The 20605-nt window shown below is 68.2% G+C and carries 16 protein-coding genes; 8 read left to right on the top strand and 8 right to left on the bottom strand.

Annotated features, from left to right (window positions below):
* Nucleotides 1-271 precede the first annotated feature (271 nt).
* The 3 genes from AVR91_RS37980 (at nt 272) to AVR91_RS37970 (ending at nt 5476) form a co-directional block, all read left to right on the top strand.
* Nucleotides 272-1246 (top strand): right-handed parallel beta-helix repeat-containing protein, encoded by a 975-nt coding sequence (locus AVR91_RS37980; RefSeq protein WP_063276160.1) that lies wholly within the window; start codon nt 272-274, stop codon nt 1244-1246.
* A gap of 89 nt (nt 1247-1335) precedes the next feature.
* On the top strand, nt 1336-2319 hold the full coding sequence (gene pip, locus AVR91_RS37975) for a prolyl aminopeptidase (protein WP_063276159.1): 984 nt from the start codon (nt 1336-1338) through the stop codon (nt 2317-2319).
* Between the two features lie 169 nt (nt 2320-2488).
* A complete protein-coding gene (locus AVR91_RS37970; protein ID WP_063276158.1) occupies nt 2489-5476 on the top strand; it encodes a PQQ-dependent sugar dehydrogenase in 2988 nt (995 codons plus the stop codon).
* A 47-nt stretch (nt 5477-5523) separates the two neighbouring features.
* Here AVR91_RS37970 and AVR91_RS37965 read toward each other — a convergent pair whose 3' ends face one another.
* From AVR91_RS37965 to AVR91_RS37945, 5 genes are all read right to left on the bottom strand, one after another.
* A complete protein-coding gene (locus AVR91_RS37965) occupies nt 5524-6330 on the bottom strand; it encodes an ABC transporter permease (protein ID WP_016331598.1) in 807 nt (268 codons plus the stop codon).
* A gap of 9 nt (nt 6331-6339) precedes the next feature.
* Nucleotides 6340-7224, bottom strand: a complete 885-nt coding sequence (locus AVR91_RS37960; RefSeq protein WP_063276157.1) for an ABC transporter permease — start codon at nt 7222-7224, stop codon at nt 6340-6342.
* A 73-nt stretch (nt 7225-7297) separates the two neighbouring features.
* Nucleotides 7298-8503: an ABC transporter substrate-binding protein gene (locus tag AVR91_RS37955; protein WP_063276156.1), complete on the bottom strand. Its 1206-nt coding sequence runs from the start codon at nt 8501-8503 to the stop codon at nt 7298-7300.
* 28 nt (nt 8504-8531) lie between these two features.
* On the bottom strand, nt 8532-9626 hold the full coding sequence (locus AVR91_RS37950) for an ABC transporter ATP-binding protein (protein ID WP_043848590.1): 1095 nt from the start codon (nt 9624-9626) through the stop codon (nt 8532-8534).
* Between the two features lie 20 nt (nt 9627-9646).
* Nucleotides 9647-11068: a gamma-aminobutyraldehyde dehydrogenase gene (locus AVR91_RS37945; protein WP_063276155.1), complete on the bottom strand. Its 1422-nt coding sequence runs from the start codon at nt 11066-11068 to the stop codon at nt 9647-9649.
* Between the two features lie 158 nt (nt 11069-11226).
* On the opposite strand from AVR91_RS37945, the gene AVR91_RS37940 reads away from it, so the two are divergent.
* Both AVR91_RS37940 and AVR91_RS37935 read left to right on the top strand, forming a co-directional pair.
* On the top strand, nt 11227-11970 hold the full coding sequence (locus AVR91_RS37940) for a FadR/GntR family transcriptional regulator (protein WP_034313079.1): 744 nt from the start codon (nt 11227-11229) through the stop codon (nt 11968-11970).
* 32 nt (nt 11971-12002) lie between these two features.
* Complete coding sequence (locus AVR91_RS37935; RefSeq protein ID WP_063276154.1) at nt 12003-12737, top strand: cache domain-containing protein; 735 nt, start codon at nt 12003-12005, stop codon at nt 12735-12737.
* Here the strand turns inward: AVR91_RS37935 and AVR91_RS37930 are convergent.
* Nucleotides 12721-14190 carry a PucR family transcriptional regulator gene (locus AVR91_RS37930; protein WP_063276172.1) on the bottom strand — a complete coding sequence of 490 codons (1470 nt, stop codon included), beginning with the start codon at nt 14188-14190 and terminating at the stop codon, nt 12721-12723. The genes AVR91_RS37935 and AVR91_RS37930 overlap by 17 nt on opposite strands.
* 110 nt (nt 14191-14300) lie before the next feature.
* Here AVR91_RS37930 and gabT point away from each other — a divergent pair, with 110 nt between their 5' ends.
* Both gabT and AVR91_RS37920 read left to right on the top strand, forming a co-directional pair.
* On the top strand, nt 14301-15632 hold the full coding sequence (gene gabT / locus AVR91_RS37925; protein ID WP_063276153.1) for a 4-aminobutyrate--2-oxoglutarate transaminase: 1332 nt from the start codon (nt 14301-14303) through the stop codon (nt 15630-15632).
* A complete protein-coding gene (locus AVR91_RS37920; protein WP_063276152.1) occupies nt 15629-17056 on the top strand; it encodes an aldehyde dehydrogenase family protein in 1428 nt (475 codons plus the stop codon). The genes gabT and AVR91_RS37920 overlap by 4 nt, the downstream gene beginning before the upstream one ends.
* A gap of 15 nt (nt 17057-17071) precedes the next feature.
* Here AVR91_RS37920 and AVR91_RS37915 read toward each other — a convergent pair whose 3' ends face one another.
* Nucleotides 17072-17836, bottom strand: coding sequence for a helical backbone metal receptor (locus AVR91_RS37915; RefSeq protein WP_063276151.1), 765 nt, complete (start codon nt 17834-17836; stop codon nt 17072-17074).
* A complete protein-coding gene (locus AVR91_RS37910; protein ID WP_063276150.1) occupies nt 17833-19242 on the bottom strand; it encodes a ribonuclease R family protein in 1410 nt (469 codons plus the stop codon). Before AVR91_RS37910 ends, AVR91_RS37915 begins: the two co-directional genes overlap by 4 nt.
* A 134-nt stretch (nt 19243-19376) precedes the next feature.
* Here AVR91_RS37910 and AVR91_RS37905 point away from each other — a divergent pair, with 134 nt between their 5' ends.
* Nucleotides 19377-20342, top strand: a complete 966-nt coding sequence (locus AVR91_RS37905; protein WP_063276149.1) for an ATP-binding protein — start codon at nt 19377-19379, stop codon at nt 20340-20342.
* Nucleotides 20343-20605: the final 263 nt, after the last annotated feature.

Genomic DNA, 20605 nt, shown 5'->3' with positions numbered 1-20605 from the left:
TCCACGCAGTCCGTCAGCACCGCTACGCGGAGTACAGGGTGTGTGGAAACAGGGACACTCAACGTCCCTATTTCCACACACCCTCGCCAGGGAGCGCGGTAGCAAAGGTCCCTTGCTCTCTTTTCGGGTGGGCCCTGCCTGATCACCCTCCTTTAGTTGTTCACGTATATGAACTTCAATCATGTCCTTGACTCACATTCGTAAAGAGGCTTAACGTCTAGCCCGTCGCCGCCACGACCGAGTTTCGATCCCTCGACGAGGAGGACCACGGATGCGTGTTCGTGAGCGGGTTCTGGCCGTTGTGGCCGGTGCGGCCCTGCTGTCGACGCTGGCGGCGTACCCGGCACAGGCCGCGACGGTCCGCGTAGGGACTTCGGAGCAGCTCACGGCGGCGCTCGCTTCGGTCACTCCAGGCACCGTCATCGAACTCGCGGCCGACACGACGTTCACGGGCAACTTCAAGGCGGCGAAGAGCGGCACGTCCAGCAGCCGCATCACGCTGAAAGGTCCACGAAGCGCGATCATCAAGGCCTCGGCCGGGCGCACGCTCGAACTGACCGGCAGCTACTGGAATCTGACCGGCTTCACCCTCACCGGTGGTCAGAAGGGCCTGATGGCGACAGGAGTCAAGAACACCGTCGTCGACGGCATCAAGGTCGCCGGAGTGGGCCACGAGGGCATCCACTTCCAGTACACGAGCACCGACAACGTCGTGAAGAACTCAGAGGTGACCGACACCGGCCGTGAGTACGCGGGCTACGGCGAAGGCATCTACTTCGGTTCCGCGAAGGGCAACTGGCCCGGCGGCACGCCCGACCGGAGCGACCGGAACAAGGCGCTGAACAACAAGATCGGCCCGAACGTGCGAGCCGAGTCGATCGACATCAAGGAAGGCACCACCGGCGGCGAACTGCGCGGCAACGTCTTCGACGGGACCGGGCAGAGCGGCGAGCACTTCGCCGACAGCTGGGTGGACATGAAGGGCAACAACTACGTGGTCGCGGACAACCGGGGCAGCAAGGTCTTCGTGCACGACGCGACCTACGGCGGCTTCGAGGTCCATGTCCAGCTCGACGGCTGGGGCCGCGGCAATACCTTCTCCGGCAACACCGCGGACGTGCAGTCCAGCTACGCGTACGGCTTCTACCTCGTGAAGGCCGCGACGGGAAACAAGGTCTGCGCGAGCAACAAGGTGACCGGCGCCGGGAAGGGATTCGCGAACGTGGCCGCCACGGCGGGCTGCTGACGCGACCGAAGACCGGGGGCCCGCTCAGCCCGGCGGCGGGGGCGGGCCCCCACCCTTCGGACACTCGCCGATTCGGGCAGAGTGTTCTTATGGATGACCTGTACCCGCCGATCCACGTGCGCGCCGAGGGCATGCTCGACGTCGGCGACGGGCACCGGATCTACTGCCAGGAAGCCGGGAACCCGGACGGCAAACCCGTGGTCGTGCTGCACGGAGGCCCCGGCAGCGGCATCTCCCCCATGGCCAGGCGGCATTTCGACCCCGAGGCCTACCGGATCATCCTGTTCGACCAGCGCGGCGCCGGCCGCAGCACTCCGCATATCGGCACGCCGGACGTCGACCTGTCGGCCAACACCCTCTGGCACCTCGTCGCGGACATGGAAAAGCTGCGCGAACGGCTGAATCTCGAACAGTGGCAGCTCTTCGGCGGCTCGTGGGGCGCGACCCTCGCCCTCGCCTATGCCGAAACCCACCCGAGCCGCGTCAGCGAGATCATCCTGCGCGGCGTGTTCACCGTCCGCCGCGGCGAACTCGACTGGATCTACAACGGTGGCGCCGCGAACCTCTTCCCCCGCGAGTGGGAAGACTTCCTCGCGCCGATCCCCGAAGACCGCCGCGACGACCCGCTCTCGGCCTACCGCGAGCTCGTCTATCACCCCGAGCGGGCGATCCGGGAACGTGCGGCCATCGCCTGGAGCACCTGGGAAGGCGCGATCGTCTGCCTGCGCCCGGATCCCGCCTTCCACAACCAGTACGCGTCACCGGAGTTCGCGGTCACGTTCGCCCGGCTGGCGCTGCACTACTTCTGTCATGGGGCGTGGCTTGAGGAAGGGCAGTTGATCCGTGAGGCCGGGAAGCTGTCGGGGATTCCCGGCGTGATCGTGCAGGGGCGGTACGACGCGGTGTGCCCGCCGGCGACCGCCTACGAACTGCACCGGGCTTGGCCGGACTCGAAGCTGGAACTCGTTGAAGCTGCGGGGCACGCGGTGACGGATCCGGGGATGCTGGCGGCGCTTCGGGCCGCGACGGACTCTTTCCGGCGAAGCCAAGTTCGGCCTGCGAATGGCCGATGACAAGGTGGTTTGAGCCCAATCGCGTTCCCCTTGATCATCGTCCTTGGGGGGGATCCGGGTGTCTTGATCGTCGCGTTGAGTCATGTCATGGCCGCGGCACATCGTCGTCCTGACACACGCGCGATCCGAGGCCTTCTGGAGCTCTCTTCCTCCGAAGAAAGCAGGTCCGATGCGCTCTCGAAGATCCATCGCCGCCGCGACGGCGATCTTGACCGCTCTCGGCGTCACAGTCGTCACGGCACCTGTCGCCGCGGCAGCGCCGGAAGTGCCCGCCGGGTTCGTCTTGACCGACATACCGACCGGGCAACCGGCCGGTGACCTCACCGACGTGGCCTATCTGCCTGACGGCGGCGTCCTCACGACTGGCAGGCACGGCTCCGTACGCTGGACGCCGAAGGGCGGACAGCCGAGTGAAATCGCGTCGATCCCGGTCCACACCGGGGGTTCACTCGGTTTGACGAGTATCGCGGTGGCCCCGGATTTCGCCACCAGCCGAACGATCTACACCGCACGAGCACTGTCGAACGGCGGCGACCGGGCCTTCCGCGTCAGCCAATGGCAAGTGCAGGGAACGGACGCGCCGACCGGGCTCACCGACGAAAGACTGGTACTTCAGATCCCCGCGAACTCCGACAGCCGGGGCATCCAGGATCTCGCCGTCGATCCGTCGGGCGGAGTGCTCTGGATCGCTGTCGGCGACAACGCTGCCGACCAGGCACCCGGAACCGCCACCAAGGACACCGTGGACAAGTTCGCGCTGCGCGCTCTGGACCCGGGCCAGCCGACCGGGAAGATTCTGCGGGTCACCCCCAACGGCGTCGGTGTCGTGAGCAATCCCTTCTACGACATGGCAGCGCCGGATTCGTGGCGCAGCCGCAACTATCTCAGCGGGCTCCGGGATCCGCGGATCACACTCGACCAGCGTGGCGGAATCGTCGTCACGGACAACGGATGGGCTACCCGGGACGAGGTGAACATCGCCCTGCCCGGCCAGAACCTGAAATGGCCCTGCTGGGAAGGAACCGGCAAGGCACCCGGTTACCGCGACCTGGCCGAGTGCGGCAACGTGCTGAACACCGCGCCGCTGACGGAAACGGCACGCCAGACGAACGGCGACATTCTCGGTGGGGTCTTCTACGCCGGTACGTCGTACCCGGAGTCCTACCGTGCACGGCATTTCGTGGCGGACAAAGGCGCAGGCACCCTGTCGACGCTGAGGTTCGACAGCGCCGGCAAGGTGGTCGATCAGCCCGCGGTGCTCGCATCAGGGATCGGCAACCCCGCCGCCCTCGCGACCGCGCCCAACGGGGACATCGTGGTGGCGGACGCGAGCACCTCGACCCTACGGCGGTTGAGCTACCGTCCGGCCAACAAGGCTCCGACGGCGTCGTTCGACGCCTCCTACTCCCCCGGTGGCCGCACGGTTTGGTTCGACGCGAGCACTTCGATGGATCCGGATTTCGACGACATCGCCTACGAATGGGACTTCGGCGACGGTAGTACCGGGACCGGACGCATAGTGCCCCACGTCTACGCCCCCGCGGCCGAGAAGGTGACCGTCACCCTGACCACGAGGGACATCCACGGGACGGCGACGACCACTACCCAGTCCGTCACCCCCAACAGCTACGGCCCGACGGTCATCATGTCCTCACCGGGACTGGACGTGCGCTTCCCTGCGAGGGAACCGATCACGTTGACGGCGGAGGCGAGCGATCCCGTCGAAGGACCACTCACCGTGAACTGGACCGCGGAAAGGGTGGTCTGCCCGAATCAGGACAGCTGCACGACCAGCGTGCTGCGCACCGGTTCGGGGCCGAGCTTCTGGCTGCATTACCCGGACGACAACGATGGCAAGGTCGTCTTCACCGCCTCGGTGTCCAACAGCCGCGGTGTCGTGAACAGGGCGCGGTACGTCGCTCTGCCGCGACAGGCCAGGGTCTCGATCAGCGCGACGAATGAAGCCCGGCTCGACGTGGGTAGAGGGCAGGGCCAAGCCCTCGACAGGCTGGTAACCGTCGGTTCCCTGGTCTCGATCACCGCGCCGTCCGAGGCATTCGACGGAGCGCGGTTCACGGAATGGGGGGACAACCACGATCCCTCGCCGCAGCGGCAGTTCCTGGTGCCGATGGGCGGGATGCAGGTACGAGCCGACTACCAGTCGCCCATCGAGAAGCGCTACGCCGAAGACGCCGGCCTACGGGCGAAGCTGGGTCCCGCAACGGGGATCGAGGTCATCGAAGCCGGTGTTCACTGGCGTCCTTACGCCAATGGCCGTCTCTACTGGACACCGCGGACCGGCGTGACCGCCGTTTCCGGCGCGATCCACGAAAAGTACGTCGCGCTTGGCGCGCATGCCTTCCTTGGAGTCCCGACCACGGACGAAGCCGCGGGTAAAACGATCCACGGTCGCTTCAGCCAGTTCGAGGGCGGCCCTGCGACCGGTGCCGGGACGATCTACTGGGAACCAGGCTTCGGCGCGGCGGCTATCTATGGCCCCATCCGCGACAAATGGCTCGAGACCGGAGCGGAGGGCGGTCTGCTCGGTCCCCCGACCACCGATCAAGCGACGACACCGGACGGGACCGGCCGGTACAACCACTTCGCCGGTTCGTCGATCTACTGGACGGCCGCGACCGGAGCGCACTACATCAAGGGCGAGATCAGGAACAAGTGGCGAGCACTCGGCTGGGAAAGGTACTTCGGTTATCCCACCACAGACGAGAGCGGGACTCCGGACGGTGTGGGCAAATACAACCACTTCAGCCAGGCCGGCTCGATCTATTGGACGCCGTCGACAGGGGCCTACGAAGTCCACGGGTTGATCCGCGCGCGTTGGTCGGCGATCGGCTGGGAGAACGGAGTCGGCTATCCCATCACCGACGAGACGTGGACGCCGGGCAACACCGGCAAGTACAACCACTTCCGACAGGGCGGATTCGACCATTCGATCTACTGGCGCGCGGGAACGAGCGTCGCCTGGGAGGTCAAGGGAATGATCCGGCTGCGCTGGCGGGATCTCGGCTGGCAGACGTCGTATCTCGGCTTCCCCATCAGTGGTGAATACAGGACGCCGACCGGTTACCGCAGTGACTTCCAGTACGGCTACATCACCTACAACGGGTCGACAGGAGCGATCGAAGACCGTCGGTACTGAGTGAAACGCCGGTGCGGCCGCGAAGGGTCGCACCGGCGTTTCGCCGTCTAAAGCCGTCCGCCCGACGTCGTGTCGCCGGAAAGCCGTTGCGCCAGATAGACCGGCACAGTCGAGGCCAGGATCAGCACCGCCGCAACGACGTTGACGATCGGCGCCTGGTTCGGCCGGAACAGGTTGTTCAGGATCCAGATCGGCAGGGTCTCCAGCCCGGTCCCGAGGGTGAACGTCGTGACGATGATTTCGTCGAACGACAGGGCGAAGGCGAGCAGGCCGCCGGCCAGCAGGGCCGATCGCAGCATCGGGAAGGTCACCAGCCGGAACGTCGTGAGCCCGTCGGCGCCGAGGTCCATCGACGCCTCTTCGAGGTTGCCGCCCATGCGCCGCAGGCGGGCGACGACGTTGTTGAACACCACCACGATGCAGAACGTCGCGTGCGCGACGATGGCGGTGAACAGGCCGAGGTCGATGCCGAGGATCGTGCGGAAGGCGTTGTTCAGCGCGATACCGGTGACGATACCGGGCAGCGCGATCGGCAGGATGATCAGCAACGACACCTGGTTGCGGCCGAAGAAGCGGTACTTCTGCAGTGCGAACGCCGCCATTGTGCCTAGTACCAAGGCGATCGCGGTGGCCGCGAGTCCTGCTTGGACACTCGTCCACAGTGCGTTCAGCGCGCCTTCGTTCTCCGCGGCCCGGCCCCACCATTCGAGGGTGAAGCTCGACGGTGGCCAGCCGAAGGTGGTGTCCGCGTTGAAGGAATTGAGCAGGACCACCAGCAGCGGGAAGTAGATGACGCCGAGGCCGAGCACCAGCGCCGCCAGCAGCAGGTATTTGGTCGTCCGGGAAAGCCGCATCGCGCGCTCCTACAGGTTGTCCAGCGCGCCCGTGCGGCGCACGGCGGCGAGGTAGGCGAGCATGATCACCACGGGCACGGTCGCGACGGTCGCCGCGAACGGCAGGTTGTTGGCCGCGCCGATGTTGTCGTAGACGACGTTGCCGAGCATCTGCGACGTGCCGCCGACGATCTTCACCGCGATGTAGTCGCCCAGCGACAACGAGAACGTGAAGATCGAGCCGGCGACGACGGCCGGGAAGGTCACCGGCAGCACCACCGAGCGGAACGTCCGGAACGGCCGGGCCCCGAGGTCGCTCGCGGCGTCCACCAAGGAGTTCGGCAGCCGCTCCAGGCCCGCGTAGATCGGCAGGATCATGTACGGCAGCCACAGGTACGACAGCGTGATCACGGTCGCGAGCACGCCGTAGCCCGGCGTGTCGAGACCGAACGGGTTCAGCAGCCAGTGCAGGACTCCGTTGCCGGACAACATGGTCCGCCAGGCGTAGGCCTTCACCAGGTAGCTCGCCCACAGCGGCGTCATGACGGCGATCACCAGGAGCCGCCGTGCCCTCGGTGACGCGAATTTGGCCATGTAGAACGCCATCGGGAAGGCGATGATCGCGGTGACCACCGTGACCAGCGCGGCGATCCCGACCGTCCGCAGGGTGATCGTGCGGTACACCGCGTCGCTGAACAGGGTGACGAAGTTGTTCAGCGACCACTCGGTCACGACCTGGCCGGTGAAGACGTCGGTGCTCCAGAACGCGGTGACGAACAACGCGGCCAGCGCGCCGAGGTAGGCGAGGCCGAGCCACAGCATCGGCGCGGAGAGCAGGATTCCCAGGCGCAGCTTGGGTTTGCGATACAGGAAGGCGGAGGCTTTCCGCCTTGGCGAGTCGAGGGTGGTCGTCATCGTCTTCCGCCTTGAGATGGGACCGGGAGCGGCCGGCGTGGGGGGCCCACCGGCCGCTCCCGGAGTCGGGAGGTCAGCCCTTGATCTCGGTCCAGGCGCGGGTCCACTCGCCGTAGTCCTTGCACTTGACGTCGGTGCGGCCGTCGAGGCACTGCGTGATCGGCGTCGTCCAGTACTGGATCTTCGAGGCGTACGCGGCGTCACCGGCGTGGAAGGTCTCGCAGTGCGCCTTGTTCTTGGTTTCGGCGCACGCCTTCGGGTTCGAGGGCGACTCACCGAAGTACTCGGCGACCTGGGCGTTCGCCTTCGGGCTGACGATGTGGTTCAGCCACTTGTAGGAGCACGTCTTGTGCGGCGACTTCGCGCCCACCATCCAGGTGTCCGACCAGCCGGTCGCGCCTTCGGACGGCAGCACCGACTCGACCGGCGCGCCCTCGCTCTTCGTCAGGTTCACCGTCACCTGCCAGGCGGTGCCGACGACGGCGTCGCCGCTCTTGAGCGCCTGGCTTTCCTTCAGGTAGTCCGACCAGTACTCCGCGACCATCGGCCGCTGCTGCTTGAGCAGGTCGACGGCGGCCTGGAACTGCTTGTCGTCCAAGGCGTACGGGTTCTTGATGCCGAGTTCGGGTTTGTGCGTCTGCAGGTACAGCGCGGCGTCGGCGATGTAGATCGGCGAGTCGTAGGCGGTGATCTTGCCCTTGTACGGGCTGTTCGCGTCGAACATGACCGACCACGACGTCGGCGCCGGGGTCACCTTGTCGGTGCGCCAGGTGAGCAGGTTCGCGCCCCAGCCGTGCGGCACGCCGTAGGAGACGTTGTTCACGCTGTTCCACGGGCGGTTCTTGAGGAAGTCGAAGACGTCGGCGTAGTTCGGCACGAGCGCGGTGTTCACCGGTTCGACGTCGCCGGACGCGATGAGCCGCAGCGAAGCGTCACCGGAGGCGGAGATGACGTCGTACTGTCCGGTCTTCATCAGGCTCACGGCCTCGTCGGAGGTGCCGAACGCCTTGACGTTGACCTTGCAGCCGGTTTCCTTCTCGAAGCCGGTGACCCAGTCGACGGCCGGATCGTTGGAGCCGTTCTCCGCGTAGCCGGGCCAGGCCAGCACGTTGACCTGGCCTTCCGGCCGGCCGAGCTGCGCGAGCGCGTCGAGCTTCGGCGGGGTGAAACCCTGTCCGCCGGGCGCGGCGGCGGTCGAACTGGACCCGGAGGTTCCGCAGGCGGCCACGAGCAGGCCGGCGCCGAGCAGGCCGACGAGCGCGAGTTTCCTGTTCTTCATTGAACAACCTTTCGGTACTGGGGGAGAACTAACCGGCTTCGGGGACGCGGAAGCTGTGTTCGTGCCGCCAGCTCAGGCGGACACGGCCGCCTTCGAAGTCCGCGGGTTCGGCGGTGTTCTGCCGGACCACGGAGAGCTGGCCGCCGGCGTCGAGGGTGACCTCGTAGCGCACGGTCGCGCCGGCGTAGACGGTGTCGGTGACCGTGCCGGTGGCGCTGGTCTCGCCGACCCCGGCGGATTTCGAGAGATCGGCGTCGATGCGGATCTTCTCGGGGCGGATGCTGAACACACCGGGTTCGCCGATGATGTTCTCGGCGCCGCCGCCGCTGAGCAGGTTCGAGGTGCCGACGAAGCCGGCGACGAACGCTGTCGCGGGCCGCTCGTAGACCTCGACCGGTGAGCCGACCTGTTCGATGCGGCCGGCGTTGAACACCGCGATGCGGTCGCTCATCGTCAACGCCTCGTCCTGGTCGTGGGTGACGAAGATGAAGGTGATGCCGACCTCGCGCTGGATCTGTTTCAGCTCGGTCTGCATGGTGTGGCGCAGTTTCAGGTCGAGCGCGCCGAGCGGTTCGTCGAGCAGGAGCACCTTGGGCCGGTTGACCAGTGCCCTGGCGAGGGCGACCCGTTGCCGCTGGCCGCCGGAGAGCTGGTCGGGTTTGCGCTCCCCGAACTCGCCGAGCCGGACGGTGTCGAGAGCCTCCTTCGCGCGTTGACGGCGCTCCGCGCGGGGGACGCGTTTCACCCGGAGGCCGTACTCGACGTTCTGCTGCACCGTCATGTGCGGGAAGAGCGCGTAGTCCTGGAAGACGGTGTTGACGTCGCGGTCGAACGGCGCGAGACGGCTGACGTCGCGGCCGTGGAGTTCGATCGTGCCCGCCGTCGGGAGCTCGAAGCCGGCGATCATGCGAAGCACGGTCGTCTTGCCGGAGCCGGACGGGCCGAGCATGGAGAAGAACTCGCCGGGCGGGATGTCGAGATCGACGCCGTCGACCGCGTGGACCTGGCCGAACTCCTTGCGCAACCCGCGCAGGCGGATGGCCGGAATGTCGCCTCCACCTGCGGAGGTGGTAGCAAAGGTCCCTTGCTCCCCCGCGGCGGCGGTGGGCGCTTGATGAGGCATGGCGTGCCTTTCGGTGGTCGTCACAGCGCGCTCATCACGTGCTTGACGCGGGTGTAGTCCTCGAGGCCGTAGAGCGAGAGGTCCTTGCCATAGCCGGACTTCTTGAAGCCGCCGTGCGGCATTTCGGCGACCAGCGGGATATGCGTGTTGATCCACACGCAGCCGAAATCGAGCTTCCCGGCCAGCCGCATCGCTCGCTGGTGGTCGGTGGTCCACACCGACGACGCGAGCGCGTACTCGACGCCGTTGGCCGCCGCGAGCGCTTCGGCTTCGGTCTCGAAGCGCTGCACGGTGATGACCGGACCGAAGATCTCCGTCTGGCTGATCTCGTCGTCCTGCCGGACCCCGGAGATCACCGTCGGTTCGTAGAAGTAACCCTCGTCCCCATGCCGCTTACCTCCACAGTGGACTATCGCGTGGTCAGGCAGCCGGTCGACGAACCCGGCGACCCGTTCGAGTTGCGCGGCGTTGTTGAGCGGACCGTAGGTGACCGACGTGTCGTCTGGCTTGCCGGTAGTGGTCGCCTGCGCCTGCCGCGTGAGAGCCGCGACGAAGGTGTCGTGGACCTCGTCGGCGACCAGGACGCGCGTCGCCGCCGTACAGTCCTGGCCCGCGTTGAAGTAGCCAGCGGCGGCGATGCCTTCTGCGGCCGCTTCGATGTCGGCGTCCGCGAAGACGACTACGGGCGCTTTACCGCCGAGTTCGAGGTGGACGCGCTTCACGTCCTTCGCGGCCGAAGCGGCGACTTCGATCCCTGCCCGCACGGAGCCGGTGATGGACACCATCGCGGGGATCTCGTGCTCGATGAGCGCCCGTCCGGTGTCGCGGTCGCCACAGATCACGTTGAGCACGCCTGCTGGCAGGAATTCGGCGCAGATCTCGGCGAGGAGCAGGGTCGACGCGGGCGTGGTGTCGGCCGGTTTGAGCACCACGGTGTTCCCCGCGGCGAGCGCGGGCGCGATCTTCCAGACCGCCATGAGGAGCGGATAGTTCCACGGCGTAACCTGCGCGCACACGCCGATCGGTTCTCGGCGGACGAAAGAGGTATGCCCTTCCATGTACTCGCCCGCCGACCGTCCTTCGAGGACACGCGCGGCCCCCGCGAAGAACCGCAACTGGTCGACGATCATCGGCAGTTCTTCGGCCGCGGTGAGCGCGACCGGCTTGCCGGTGTTCGCCGATTCGACGAGGACGAGGCCGTCCGCGCGGGCTTCGACGGCGTCCGCGATCTTCAGCAGCGCGAGCTGGCGCTGCGCGGGCGTGGTCTCACGCCAGGTTTCGAACGCGGCGGCCGCGGCCTTGAGCGCGCGATCGACGTCTTCGGGGCCGGCGACGGCGGCGGTGCAATACGGGCGGCCGGTGACGGGATCGACGATGTCGGCGACCTGGCCCGACGCGGATCCGGTGTACTCACCGCCGATGAAGTGCTTCAACTGCTGCACGAGACCTCCAGGGGCCTGGGGGCGTGAGGTGGTAGCAAAGGTCCCTTGCTCCCTCGTGGGGCTGCGCGGGAGCTAAAACATATAAGTCCATAGGTTAAATGACAAGACGATGGTGCAAGATTGCTTCCATCGGGTAGCGGTACGGGCGAAGGGCCACCATGCGTAAGGGGATGTCGCACAGCGCGCGATCAGCGATGTTCGCTCCGCTCGACCAGATCGGCCGGGCGGAAGCGGTCACCGCGCGGCTGGTCGACGCCATCACGCTCGGGCTGCTGGCCGATTCGGAACAGCTCCCGAGCGAAGCCGAGCTGGCCGCCCAGTTCGGCGTCTCCACCGTGACGGTTCGCGAAGCGCTCGTGGCCTTGCGACAGCAGGGCCTTGTCGAGACGCGACGCGGCCGAGGCGGCGGAAGCTTCGTGAAGACACCTGCCAACCCTTCGGCCGCTTCGTGGCGAGAGCGCCTTCGCACGGTCTCGCTGTCCGAGCTTCGCGACGTCGGCGATCACTACCTCGCGATCGCGGGCGCCGCGGCCAAACTCGCCGCCGAGCGGAGTTCGCCCGAAGACATCGAGCGGCTCGAACTGGCGACCGAGGACATCCGCACCGCCACGGGGGCGGAAGCGTCGCGTGCCGAACGCCAGTTCCATCTCGAAGTCGCCGCGGCCGCCCAATCGCCGCGGTTGACCCGGGAAGAAGTGCAGTTGCAGAGCGAACGCGGGGGACTGCTGTGGCTGCCGCTCGAGCCACACGGCACCCGCGAGAACGCCTACGCCGAACACCGTGCGATCGCCGCCGCCATCGCACAGGGCGACGGCGAGCTGGCCAGGAAGCTCACCGAGGAGCACATCCTCGAAGCGATAGACCGGCTGGCGGACGTGCATTTAGACCTTCTGGCCCCTTAAGCTGCGACATCCGCGCATCCGAGGTGAGCATCGTGAACGACACACCGTCCGCCGGTTCCGAGGTCGTCGAACAGGTATCCGCCATGGTCGAGGACGTCTTCGGCCGGCTGAAGCCGGTATTGGCCGGCGCCGAGGGGCTCCTGGCCGCATCCGCCGATGCCACCGCGGAAGACCTGACCCGTCTCCGTCCGCAGGTCTTCGACGTCCTCGGCGGCCTGGTCGTCGGCGCCGGGTTCATCAGCGCGCCGAATCTGCTGTCCGATCAGGAATTCGGCTTCGAGTGGTGGACCGAGACCGGCGACGACGAACCGGTGCGACTGGTCATCAGCCTCGATCCGGACAGTGAGAACTTTCTCGATTACACCCGGCAGTCGTGGTTCACCGTCCCGCGCGACACGGGCCGCCGCCACATCAACGGCCCGTACGTCGACTATCTCTGCACCGACGAATACACGCTGACCTTCACCGTCCCCGTCCAGCGCGACGGGGCCTTCGCGGGCGTTGTCGGCGCGGACATCTACGTGCGCGAGGTCGAGCGCCTGCTGCAGCCGAAGCTGCGCGCCCTCGGCGGCCGCGCGGCGCTGGTCAACGCCCAGGGCAGGGTGATCGTGTCGAACAACGCGCGGCAGGCGACGGGCTCGCTGGTCCGCGAGGTCGACGTCCCGGCGTGGTGGTCCGCCGGCGCGGAGCCGGTCACGACGGAGACCGGTACACGGCTGCGGCGGTGCGGGGACTCGCCGATCGCGTTGGTCAGGTCCGAGCGCTGACCTGCAGCGCGAGCCAGAACTCGGCGCGCACCCCTGGGGAATCGAGATCGCGGCCGGTCAGTTCGGCGACCTTGCGCATGCGGTTGCGCAGGGTGTGCCGGTGGACGCCGAGCCGCGCGGACGCCAGATCCCAGTGACCGTGGTGTTCGAGCCAGCAGGTCAGCGAGGCGACCAGTTCTCCCCTGCCGGTTTCGTCGTGGTGCCGCAGCGGCGCCAGCAGACTGTCCGAAAATGCTTGCGCCGCTTGGGAATCGACGATTTCCAGGAAGCCACGCCCGGCGTGTTCGGCGAACCGGACCAGCGGGGACCTCTCGGCCTTCGCGGCTTCCGCCGCCTGTTTCGCCTGCCGTAACCCCGCTGGGAAGTCCACTATGGACACCGGCTCGGACAGCCCGGCATGCAATCCGCCGATCCGGGAAGCGTGCCGGACGACCGCCTCCACGTCGCCGAGGGCGAGCACGAACGTCCCGGACTCGCCGAAGAACACCGTCTCCCCCGCCAGTTCGGCGCCGAGCGCGTCGGCGAGCGATCGGCGCGCACTCGCGGGACCGGCGACGGCCAGCACCGACCACGGGGCTTCCGGGACACCACCCCAGAGCGACTTCATCGTCCGTGTTGCGAGTTCGCCGTGTCCCGCGGCGAGCAGGTCGCACAGCCCCGACCTCAACCGCCGCAAGGCTCCGCTGTGCTCACGGTTCTGTTCCAGGGCAAGGGAAAGCAACGACACCGCGGTATTGACGATGTGCTGCCCCGCGGCGTCGAGCGGCTCGCGCGTGCCGACGGCGAGCACGCCCCGGGCGCGCGTGTCGAGCGTCTGCAGCACGATCTCGTACTCCCCCACCACCGTCACCAGCGTGCCCGCGCGCAGCCGCGCGAAATCGTCCTGGAGTTCGTCGGCGAAGGGCCGCGCGGAGGGCGAAGCCTCGATGACCGCGCCTGACGAGTCGAGCAGGAGTACCCAGCCATCGACCAGCTTCGCCAGTTTCCGCACCACCCCGCCGGGGCCGCCCTTGCCGACGGCGGTCCTCGTCAGTTCCTGCTGCCCCTTGCCGGTGCGCACGAGCGACGCGTACTCGTCTGCGGCGACCGCACGCGAAACCGCGCGAGTGATCGCGATGAACGGCGTCTTCCTCGGCACCTCCAGTACCGGGAGCCCGACCTCCTCCGCGGTGTCCACAAGGGACCGAGGGATGCTCTCGTGGCTGAGGCCGACCCCGAAACCGAGCCCCGCCACGCCCGCGTCGACCAGTCGCCGGATGTACCCGGGTGAGGTGATCTCATCGAGGGCGAGGCCGGTGGTCAGCAGCAGTTCGCCCCCTTCGAGGAAGGCCTGCGGATCGGTCAGTTCGGTGGGGTGGACCCAGCCGATCGGCCGGTCGAGCGCCGCCTCGGCCGCGCGCACCCGCAGGCCGAGCGAACGTTCGGCCACCAGGGCGGCGAGGGTCAATGCCATGTTGTCCAACTCTACGCCTCGATATCGACAAGATGTCGAGCTGACGCCGTCCGGCGCGGCTCCCATCCTGGAGGGCGACCACCGTCCCTCGCGTCCGCAGGAGTTTGGCCGTGACCGCCACCACCGAAACACAGCGCAGGCTGCGCACCGAGATCCCCGGCCCCGCCTCGCGCGCCCTGCAGCAACGGCGCGCGGCCGTCGTCGCCGCGGGCGTGAGCTCGGTGCTGCCCGTCTACGTCACCTCGGCCGAAGGCGGCCTGCTCACCGACGCCGACGGCAACGTCCTGATCGACTTCGGTTCCGGCATCGCGGTGACCAACGTCGGCCACGCCGCCCCGGCGGTCGTGGACCGGGTCCGCGAGCAGGCCGGCCGGTTCACGCACACGTGTTTCATGGTCACGCCGTACGAGGGCTACGTCGAGGTGTGCGAAGCACTCGACAAGCTGACACCGGGCACGCACGAGAAGCGTTCGGTGCTGTTCAACTCCGGCGCCGAAGCCGTCGAGAACGCCGTCAAGATCGCCCGCGCCGCGACCGGCCGCCAGGCGGTCGTCGTGTTCGACCACGCCTACCACGGCCGCACCAACCTGACGATGGCGCTGACCGCGAAGTCCATCCCCTACAAGCACGGTTTCGGCCCGTTCGCGCCCGAGGTCTACCGGGTGCCGGGGTCGTACCCGTACCGCGACGGCCTGTCCGGTCCCGAGGCCGCGCGGATCGCCATCGACCGCATCGAGAAGCAGATCGGCGGCGACCAGGTCGCGGCCGTCGTGCTGGAGCCGGTGCAGGGTGAAGGCGGCTTCATCGAGCCCGCTCCCGGTTTCCTGTCCGCGCTTTCCCGCTGGTGCACCGAAAACGGTGTCGTCTTCGTCGCCGACGAGGTGCAGACCGGTTTCTGCCGCACCGGCGAGTGGTTCGCGTCCACGCACGAGGACGTCGTGCCCGATCTGATCGCCACCGCCAAGGGCATCGCGGGCGGACTTCCGCTCGCCGCCGTCACCGGCCGCGCGGAACTGCTCGACGCCGTCGGTCCGGGTGGCCTCGGCGGCACCTACGGCGGTAACCCGATCGCGTGTGCCGCGGCGCTCGGCTCGATCGAGATCATGCGGCAGGAGAACCTCGCGGCGTCGGCGAAGCGCATCGAGGACACGGTGCTGCCGCGGCTGCGCGCACTGGCCGAGGAGACCGGCGTGATCGGCGACGTCCGCGGCCGCGGCGCGATGCTGGCCGCCGAGTTCGTGAAGCCGGGCACCACCGAACCCGACGCCGACCTGACCAAGCGGATCGCGCAGGCCTGCCACCAGGCGGGCGTCGTCGTCCTCACCTGCGGCACCTACGGCAACGTCGTCCGTCTGCTGCCGCCGCTGTCCCTGTCCACCGAACTGCTCGAAGAGGGCCTGTCGGTCCTGGAGCACGCTGTCCGTACGGAGGCTTCCAAGTGACATTCCCCTTCTGGGTGGCCGGAAAGCCGGTCACCAGCGACGAGACCGTCGTCGTCCGTCACTCCTTCGACGGGAGCGAGGCCGGGTCGCACCACGTTCCGTCCACTTCGGACATCGAAGCCGCGGTCCAGGCCGCGCACGACGTCCAGGACGAGTTCGCGACGCTGCCCGCGCACGTCCGGGCGGGTGCGTTGGACCACGTGTCCCGAGTTTTGGGTGAGCGGTCCGAAGAGCTGGCGCAGCTGATCACCGCCGAATCCGGCAAGCCGCTGAAGTGGGCGCGCGGCGAGGTCGGCCGTGCGGCGTCGACGTTCCGCTGGGCCGCCGAGGAGGCCCGCCGGTTCTCCGGTGACCTGCAGCGGCTCGACACCGACCCCGGCGGCACCGGACGGCTCGCGCTCGTGCGCCGGGTGCCGAAGGGCCCGGTGCTGGGCATCACCCCGTTCAACTTCCCGCTGAACCTGGTGGCGCACAAGGTGGCGCCGGCGATCGCGGTCGGCGCGCCGATCGTGCTCAAGCCCGCGCCCGCGACGCCGCTGACCGCGTTGCTGCTCGGCGAGATCCTCGCCGAGACCCAGCTGCCCGCCGGTAGCTGGTCGATCCTCCCGGTGAGCAACGAGGAATCGGCCGAACTGGTGGCCGACCCTCGGCTGCCGGTCGTGTCGTTCACCGGGTCCGTGCCGGTGGGCTGGGGTATCCGGGACAGCGTGCCGCGCAAGCACGTCGCGCTCGAACTCGGTGGCAACGCGGCGGTTCTCGTCTGTCCTGATTGGACGGACCTGGACTTCGCGGCGCAGCGGATCGCGACGTTCGCGATGTACCAGGCCGGCCAGTCGTGCATCTCGGTGCAGCGCGTGTACGCGCACGCCGACGTCTACGACGAGCTTCGCGCGAAGGTGCTGGAGCAGGTGCGCGCGCTCGGGACCGGCAATCCGCGGACTGACGGCGTCGACGTCGGGCCGCTGATCAACACCGCCGCCGCTACCCGGGTCGAATCGTGGATCACGTCCGCGGTCGAGGCGGGCGGCGAGCTGCTGACCGGCGGAAAGCGCGACGGCGCCACCGTCGAGCCGACGGTGCTCGCGAACGTGCCGGAAGACGCGTCGGTGATGGCCGACGAGGTCTTCGGGCCGGTCGTGTCGATCACGCGGGTCGACTCGGTGGAAGACGGCGTGCGCCGGATCAACGACTCGCGCTTCGGTCTCCAGGCGGGCGTGTTCACGCGTGACCTGCCGACGGCGTTCGACGTGTCCGCGAAGCTGCGTGTCGGCGGTGTGCTCGTCGGCGACGTTCCGAGCTTCCGGGCCGACCAGATGCCCTACGGCGGCGTGAAGGACTCCGGCGTTGGCCGCGAAGGTCCGGCGTCGGCGATGGCGGACTTCACCGAAGAACGCGTCACGGTCCTGACCGGCCTGACCCTCTGATCTCGCGCGCCGGGCTCACACGTCCAAGAGTCGCGTGAGCCTGGCGTGCGCTTCGACGAGTGAAGGGCCGTACCAGGTCAGATAGCGGCCGGAGACCAGGACGTGCTTCGCGCCGGGGAACGCTTCGGGGCCGTCGTCGGCAGTGAACTCGTAGGGCTCGTCGGGCAACACGAGAAGGTTCGCTTCTCCGGCAGCGAAGCGCGCTTGGAGCTCGTCGAGCTTCGGGCGCGGGTAACGCTCTTCGTCATCGGCGTAGACGTTGCCGATTCCGACGCGACGCAGCACGTCGCCGCCGAAGGTGTCCCTGCCGAGCACGATCCACGGCTTCCGCCAGACCGGCACGACCGCGCGGAAACGCTCCGGCAAGGTCTCCCGCCAGATCTCCTCCGCCTCGACCAGCCACTCGGGCTCGGCGAGGTCGTAGGCCTGCGTCAGGATCCGCCGGATCGAGGCGAGCGCACTGGGCACGGTCGCCGACGCCTCCATCACCCAGACCGGGATTCCGTTGGCACGTAGGCGTTCCACGTCCTCCGGCCGGTTTTCCTCGGAGTTGGCCAGCACCAGATCCGGTTCGAGTTCGAGCACCTTGTCCACGTTCGGGTACTTCGAGCCGCCCACCCTCGGGACGTCCAGATCCACCGGATGGGTGCAGTAGTCCGTGACACCCGCGAGCCTCCCCGGGGCGCTCACCTCGACGGCCTCGGTCAGCGACGGCACGAGCGAGACCACCCGCGACGCCGGTTCGCGCAGCGGGACCACTTCGCCGAGGTCGTCGATCATGCCCGCTCGAACGACAGTTTCCGCTTGTCGACGTCCACCGCGGTGAGCCGGACGCGGATCCGCTCGCCTTCCGGCGGCTTCTCGCCCGCGCATTTGCCCATGACCGGGGGATTCTCGATCAGGATCTCCGACTTGGCGTCGTCGGCCCGCAGCACGATCGCGTCGAACTCCTCGCCGATGTGCTCGGCCATGACCCAGGCCTCGACCTGATCGATGCACGCACGTTCGACCTTGGCCGCCAGCGTGTCGGACGCCGACATCTGTTCCGGCACCTCCGAAAGCGCCGCGCGGACCCACTCGGGCACCTCGCGGCCCGCGCTCACGGCGAGACAGATCTCGGTGGCGAACCGGTCGACCAGCCGCCGGATCGGCGCGGTGACATGGGCGTACGCGCCGCCGATCCCGGCGTGGGTCGTCAGCTCCGGCAGTCCGCCGTCGAACGCGGTGTACCCGGCGCCGCGCAAAAGCCTTGTGGTGTCGGCGAAAAGCGCCATGGACGCGGGCCGGCCGGGGTCGAGCGCGGCCAGGAACTCCGACACGCTCTTGCCTTCGGGCCACTCGATGTTCAGCGCCTGCGCGGACCGGCCCAGCCATTCGACCGCCTCGGGATCGGGCTGCGGCAGCGTGCGCAGGACACCGATCTTCGCGTCGATCATGATCTTGGCCGCGGCCATGCCGGTGAGCAGCGAGATCTCGGCGTTCCACGCGTCGACGTCGTTGCGCGGCCGCTGGATCAGCGCCCAGCCGCCGTCGGGGTCGCCGCTGATCTCCTGCTCCGGCAGCTGCAGTTCGACCGCGCCGCGCCGGATCGCGAGCTCGCGCCGCAGACGGCCCAGCTCCGGCAGCGCGGCGACCGAGGGATGCGGGTCGCCCGCGTCGATCGCGGCCTGGACGGTCTCGTAGTCGAACTGTTGGGTGGACCGGACCAGCGCCCGGCGGACCTTGGTCGCCGTCGGCTCGCCGTTCGCGTCGACGTCGATGGTCCACAGCACGGCGGGCCGGGTCTCCCCCGGCAGCAGGCTCGCCGCGCCCTCGGACAGCACCGGCGGGTGCAGCGGGACGTTCCCGTCGGGCAGGTAGAGCGTCTGGCCTCGGCGGCGTGCCTCCTTGTCGAGCGCGCCACCCGGCGGGATGAACGCGGCCAGATCGGCGATCGCGTAGTGGACCCGGAACCCGCCACCGTCGGCGCGTTCGATCAGCACCGCCTGGTCGAGGTCCTTGGCTCCGGGCGGGTCGATGGTGACGAAGGGCAGACCGGTGGCGTCTTCACGGTCCCCGGCCGACTCGAGCGGGTCGACGACCGCCGCCTCCGCCTCGGCGAGCACGTCGGGCCCGAACGACTCCGGCAGCGCGAACTCGGCGCGCAGGTGACCGAAGTCCCCTCCCGCCGCATGTGTCCTGATCACGAGTGGAGGCACCACCCAACCCTATCCCGATCCGGCGCCGTTGATCGCCCGTTCGGGCGTGGGCCGGTCGGGTGTACGTTACGGATCGAAATGAAAACCGATACCCTTTTCAAAACGACAGGAAGGGCCGTGGCGTGAAGATCGCGTTCGTCGGGAAGGGCGGCAGCGGCAAGACCACGCTGGCGTCGCTGTTCACCGCGTACCTGGCAGGCGGCGGGAAACCGGTGCTGGCGATCGACGCGGACATCAACCAGCACCTCGCCGTCGCGCTCGGCGCGAGCGAGGAGGAGGCCATCGCGTGGCCGACGCTGGGCGACAACATGGGCCTGATCAAGGAGTACCTGCGCGGCGACAACCCCCGGATCGCCGACGCGGCCTCGATGATCAAGACGACGCCTCCGGGGCGCGGGTCACGGCTGGTCCGGCCGTTCGAGGACAACCCGATCTTCGAGGCGTGCTTCCGCGAGTTCGGCGGCGTGCGGCTCGGCGTCACCGGGCAGTTCGACGAGGACGACCTCGGCGTCGCCTGCTACCACTCGAAGGTCGGCGCGGCGGAGCTGCTGCTGAACCACATGATCGACGACGCGGGCGAGTACGTCGTCATGGACATGACCGCGGGCGCCGACGCGTTCGCGTCCGGGCTGTTCACGCGGTTCGACGTGACGTTCCTGGTGTGCGAGCCGACCGTGCGCAGTGTCGGCGTGTACCGGCAGTACGCCGACTACGCGCGGGACTTCGGGGTGCGGCTGGTCGTCGTGGGCAACAAGGTGACCGAGGACGAGGACATCGAGTTCCTGCGCGAAGAGGTCGGCGACGCCCTGCTGGGCTGGATGGAGAACTCGCGGCACGTCCGCGCCGCCGAACGCGGCCGCGCGCGCCCGATCGGCGAACTCGAGGCGCACAACCTCGGAACGCTGGGCTCGATGCTCGCGACCGTCGACGGCGAGCAGCGCGACTGGGCGCGTTACCAGCGTCAGGGCGTCGAGTTCCACCTGCGCAACGCGCGGGCTTGGGGCAGCGGTCGGGCCGGGGAGGATCTCACGGCCCAGGTGGATCCGGAGTTCGTGCTGGGGCCGGCGCTCGCCGGGCAGGACGCCTGACCTGCCGCGCGCGGCACGTTGCGGAAGCCACTTTCGCAACGTTGAAGGTTGCGAAAGTGGCTTTCGCAACGTCGCTGGAGGGCAAGCGAGCGATCGGCCCGGGTGGTCGTGAATGGCGTTTCGGGTTCTAACCCTTATCGCCACTCACGACCACCGGTTTGGGTCCCTGAAGTACGTGAAGGCCCCCTTCATTGCGTCTAGCGCAGTGAAGGGGGCCTTCACGTACTGGGGAAGGTGTGAAGGCCTCCTTCACTACCTTCAGG

It is taken from the genome of Amycolatopsis keratiniphila subsp. keratiniphila (genome assembly GCF_001620365.2).
GTDB classification, from domain to species: Bacteria; Actinomycetota; Actinomycetes; order Mycobacteriales; family Pseudonocardiaceae; genus Amycolatopsis; species Amycolatopsis keratiniphila.
Note: the sequence above shows the minus strand (reverse complement) of the source record. Positions and strands in the feature narration are given on the sequence as shown.

What these genes read in the sequence shown, in the direction of transcription:
- AVR91_RS37980 (WP_063276160.1), top strand. Translation starts at nt 272, where the DNA reads ATGCGTGTTCGTGAGCGGGTTCTGGCCGTTGTGGCCGGTGCGGCCCTG.
- pip (WP_063276159.1), top strand. Translation starts at nt 1,336, where the DNA reads ATGGATGACCTGTACCCGCCGATCCACGTGCGCGCCGAGGGCATGCTC.
- AVR91_RS37970 (WP_063276158.1), top strand. Translation starts at nt 2,489, where the DNA reads ATGCGCTCTCGAAGATCCATCGCCGCCGCGACGGCGATCTTGACCGCT.
- AVR91_RS37965 (WP_016331598.1), bottom strand. Translation starts at nt 6,330, where the DNA reads ATGCGGCTTTCCCGGACGACCAAATACCTGCTGCTGGCGGCGCTGGTG.
- AVR91_RS37960 (WP_063276157.1), bottom strand. Translation starts at nt 7,224, where the DNA reads ATGACGACCACCCTCGACTCGCCAAGGCGGAAAGCCTCCGCCTTCCTG.
- AVR91_RS37955 (WP_063276156.1), bottom strand. Translation starts at nt 8,503, where the DNA reads ATGAAGAACAGGAAACTCGCGCTCGTCGGCCTGCTCGGCGCCGGCCTG.
- AVR91_RS37950 (WP_043848590.1), bottom strand. Translation starts at nt 9,626, where the DNA reads ATGCCTCATCAAGCGCCCACCGCCGCCGCGGGGGAGCAAGGGACCTTT.
- AVR91_RS37940 (WP_034313079.1), top strand. Translation starts at nt 11,227, where the DNA reads ATGCGTAAGGGGATGTCGCACAGCGCGCGATCAGCGATGTTCGCTCCG.
- AVR91_RS37930 (WP_063276172.1), bottom strand. Translation starts at nt 14,190, where the DNA reads ATGGCATTGACCCTCGCCGCCCTGGTGGCCGAACGTTCGCTCGGCCTG.
- AVR91_RS37915 (WP_063276151.1), bottom strand. Translation starts at nt 17,836, where the DNA reads ATGATCGACGACCTCGGCGAAGTGGTCCCGCTGCGCGAACCGGCGTCG.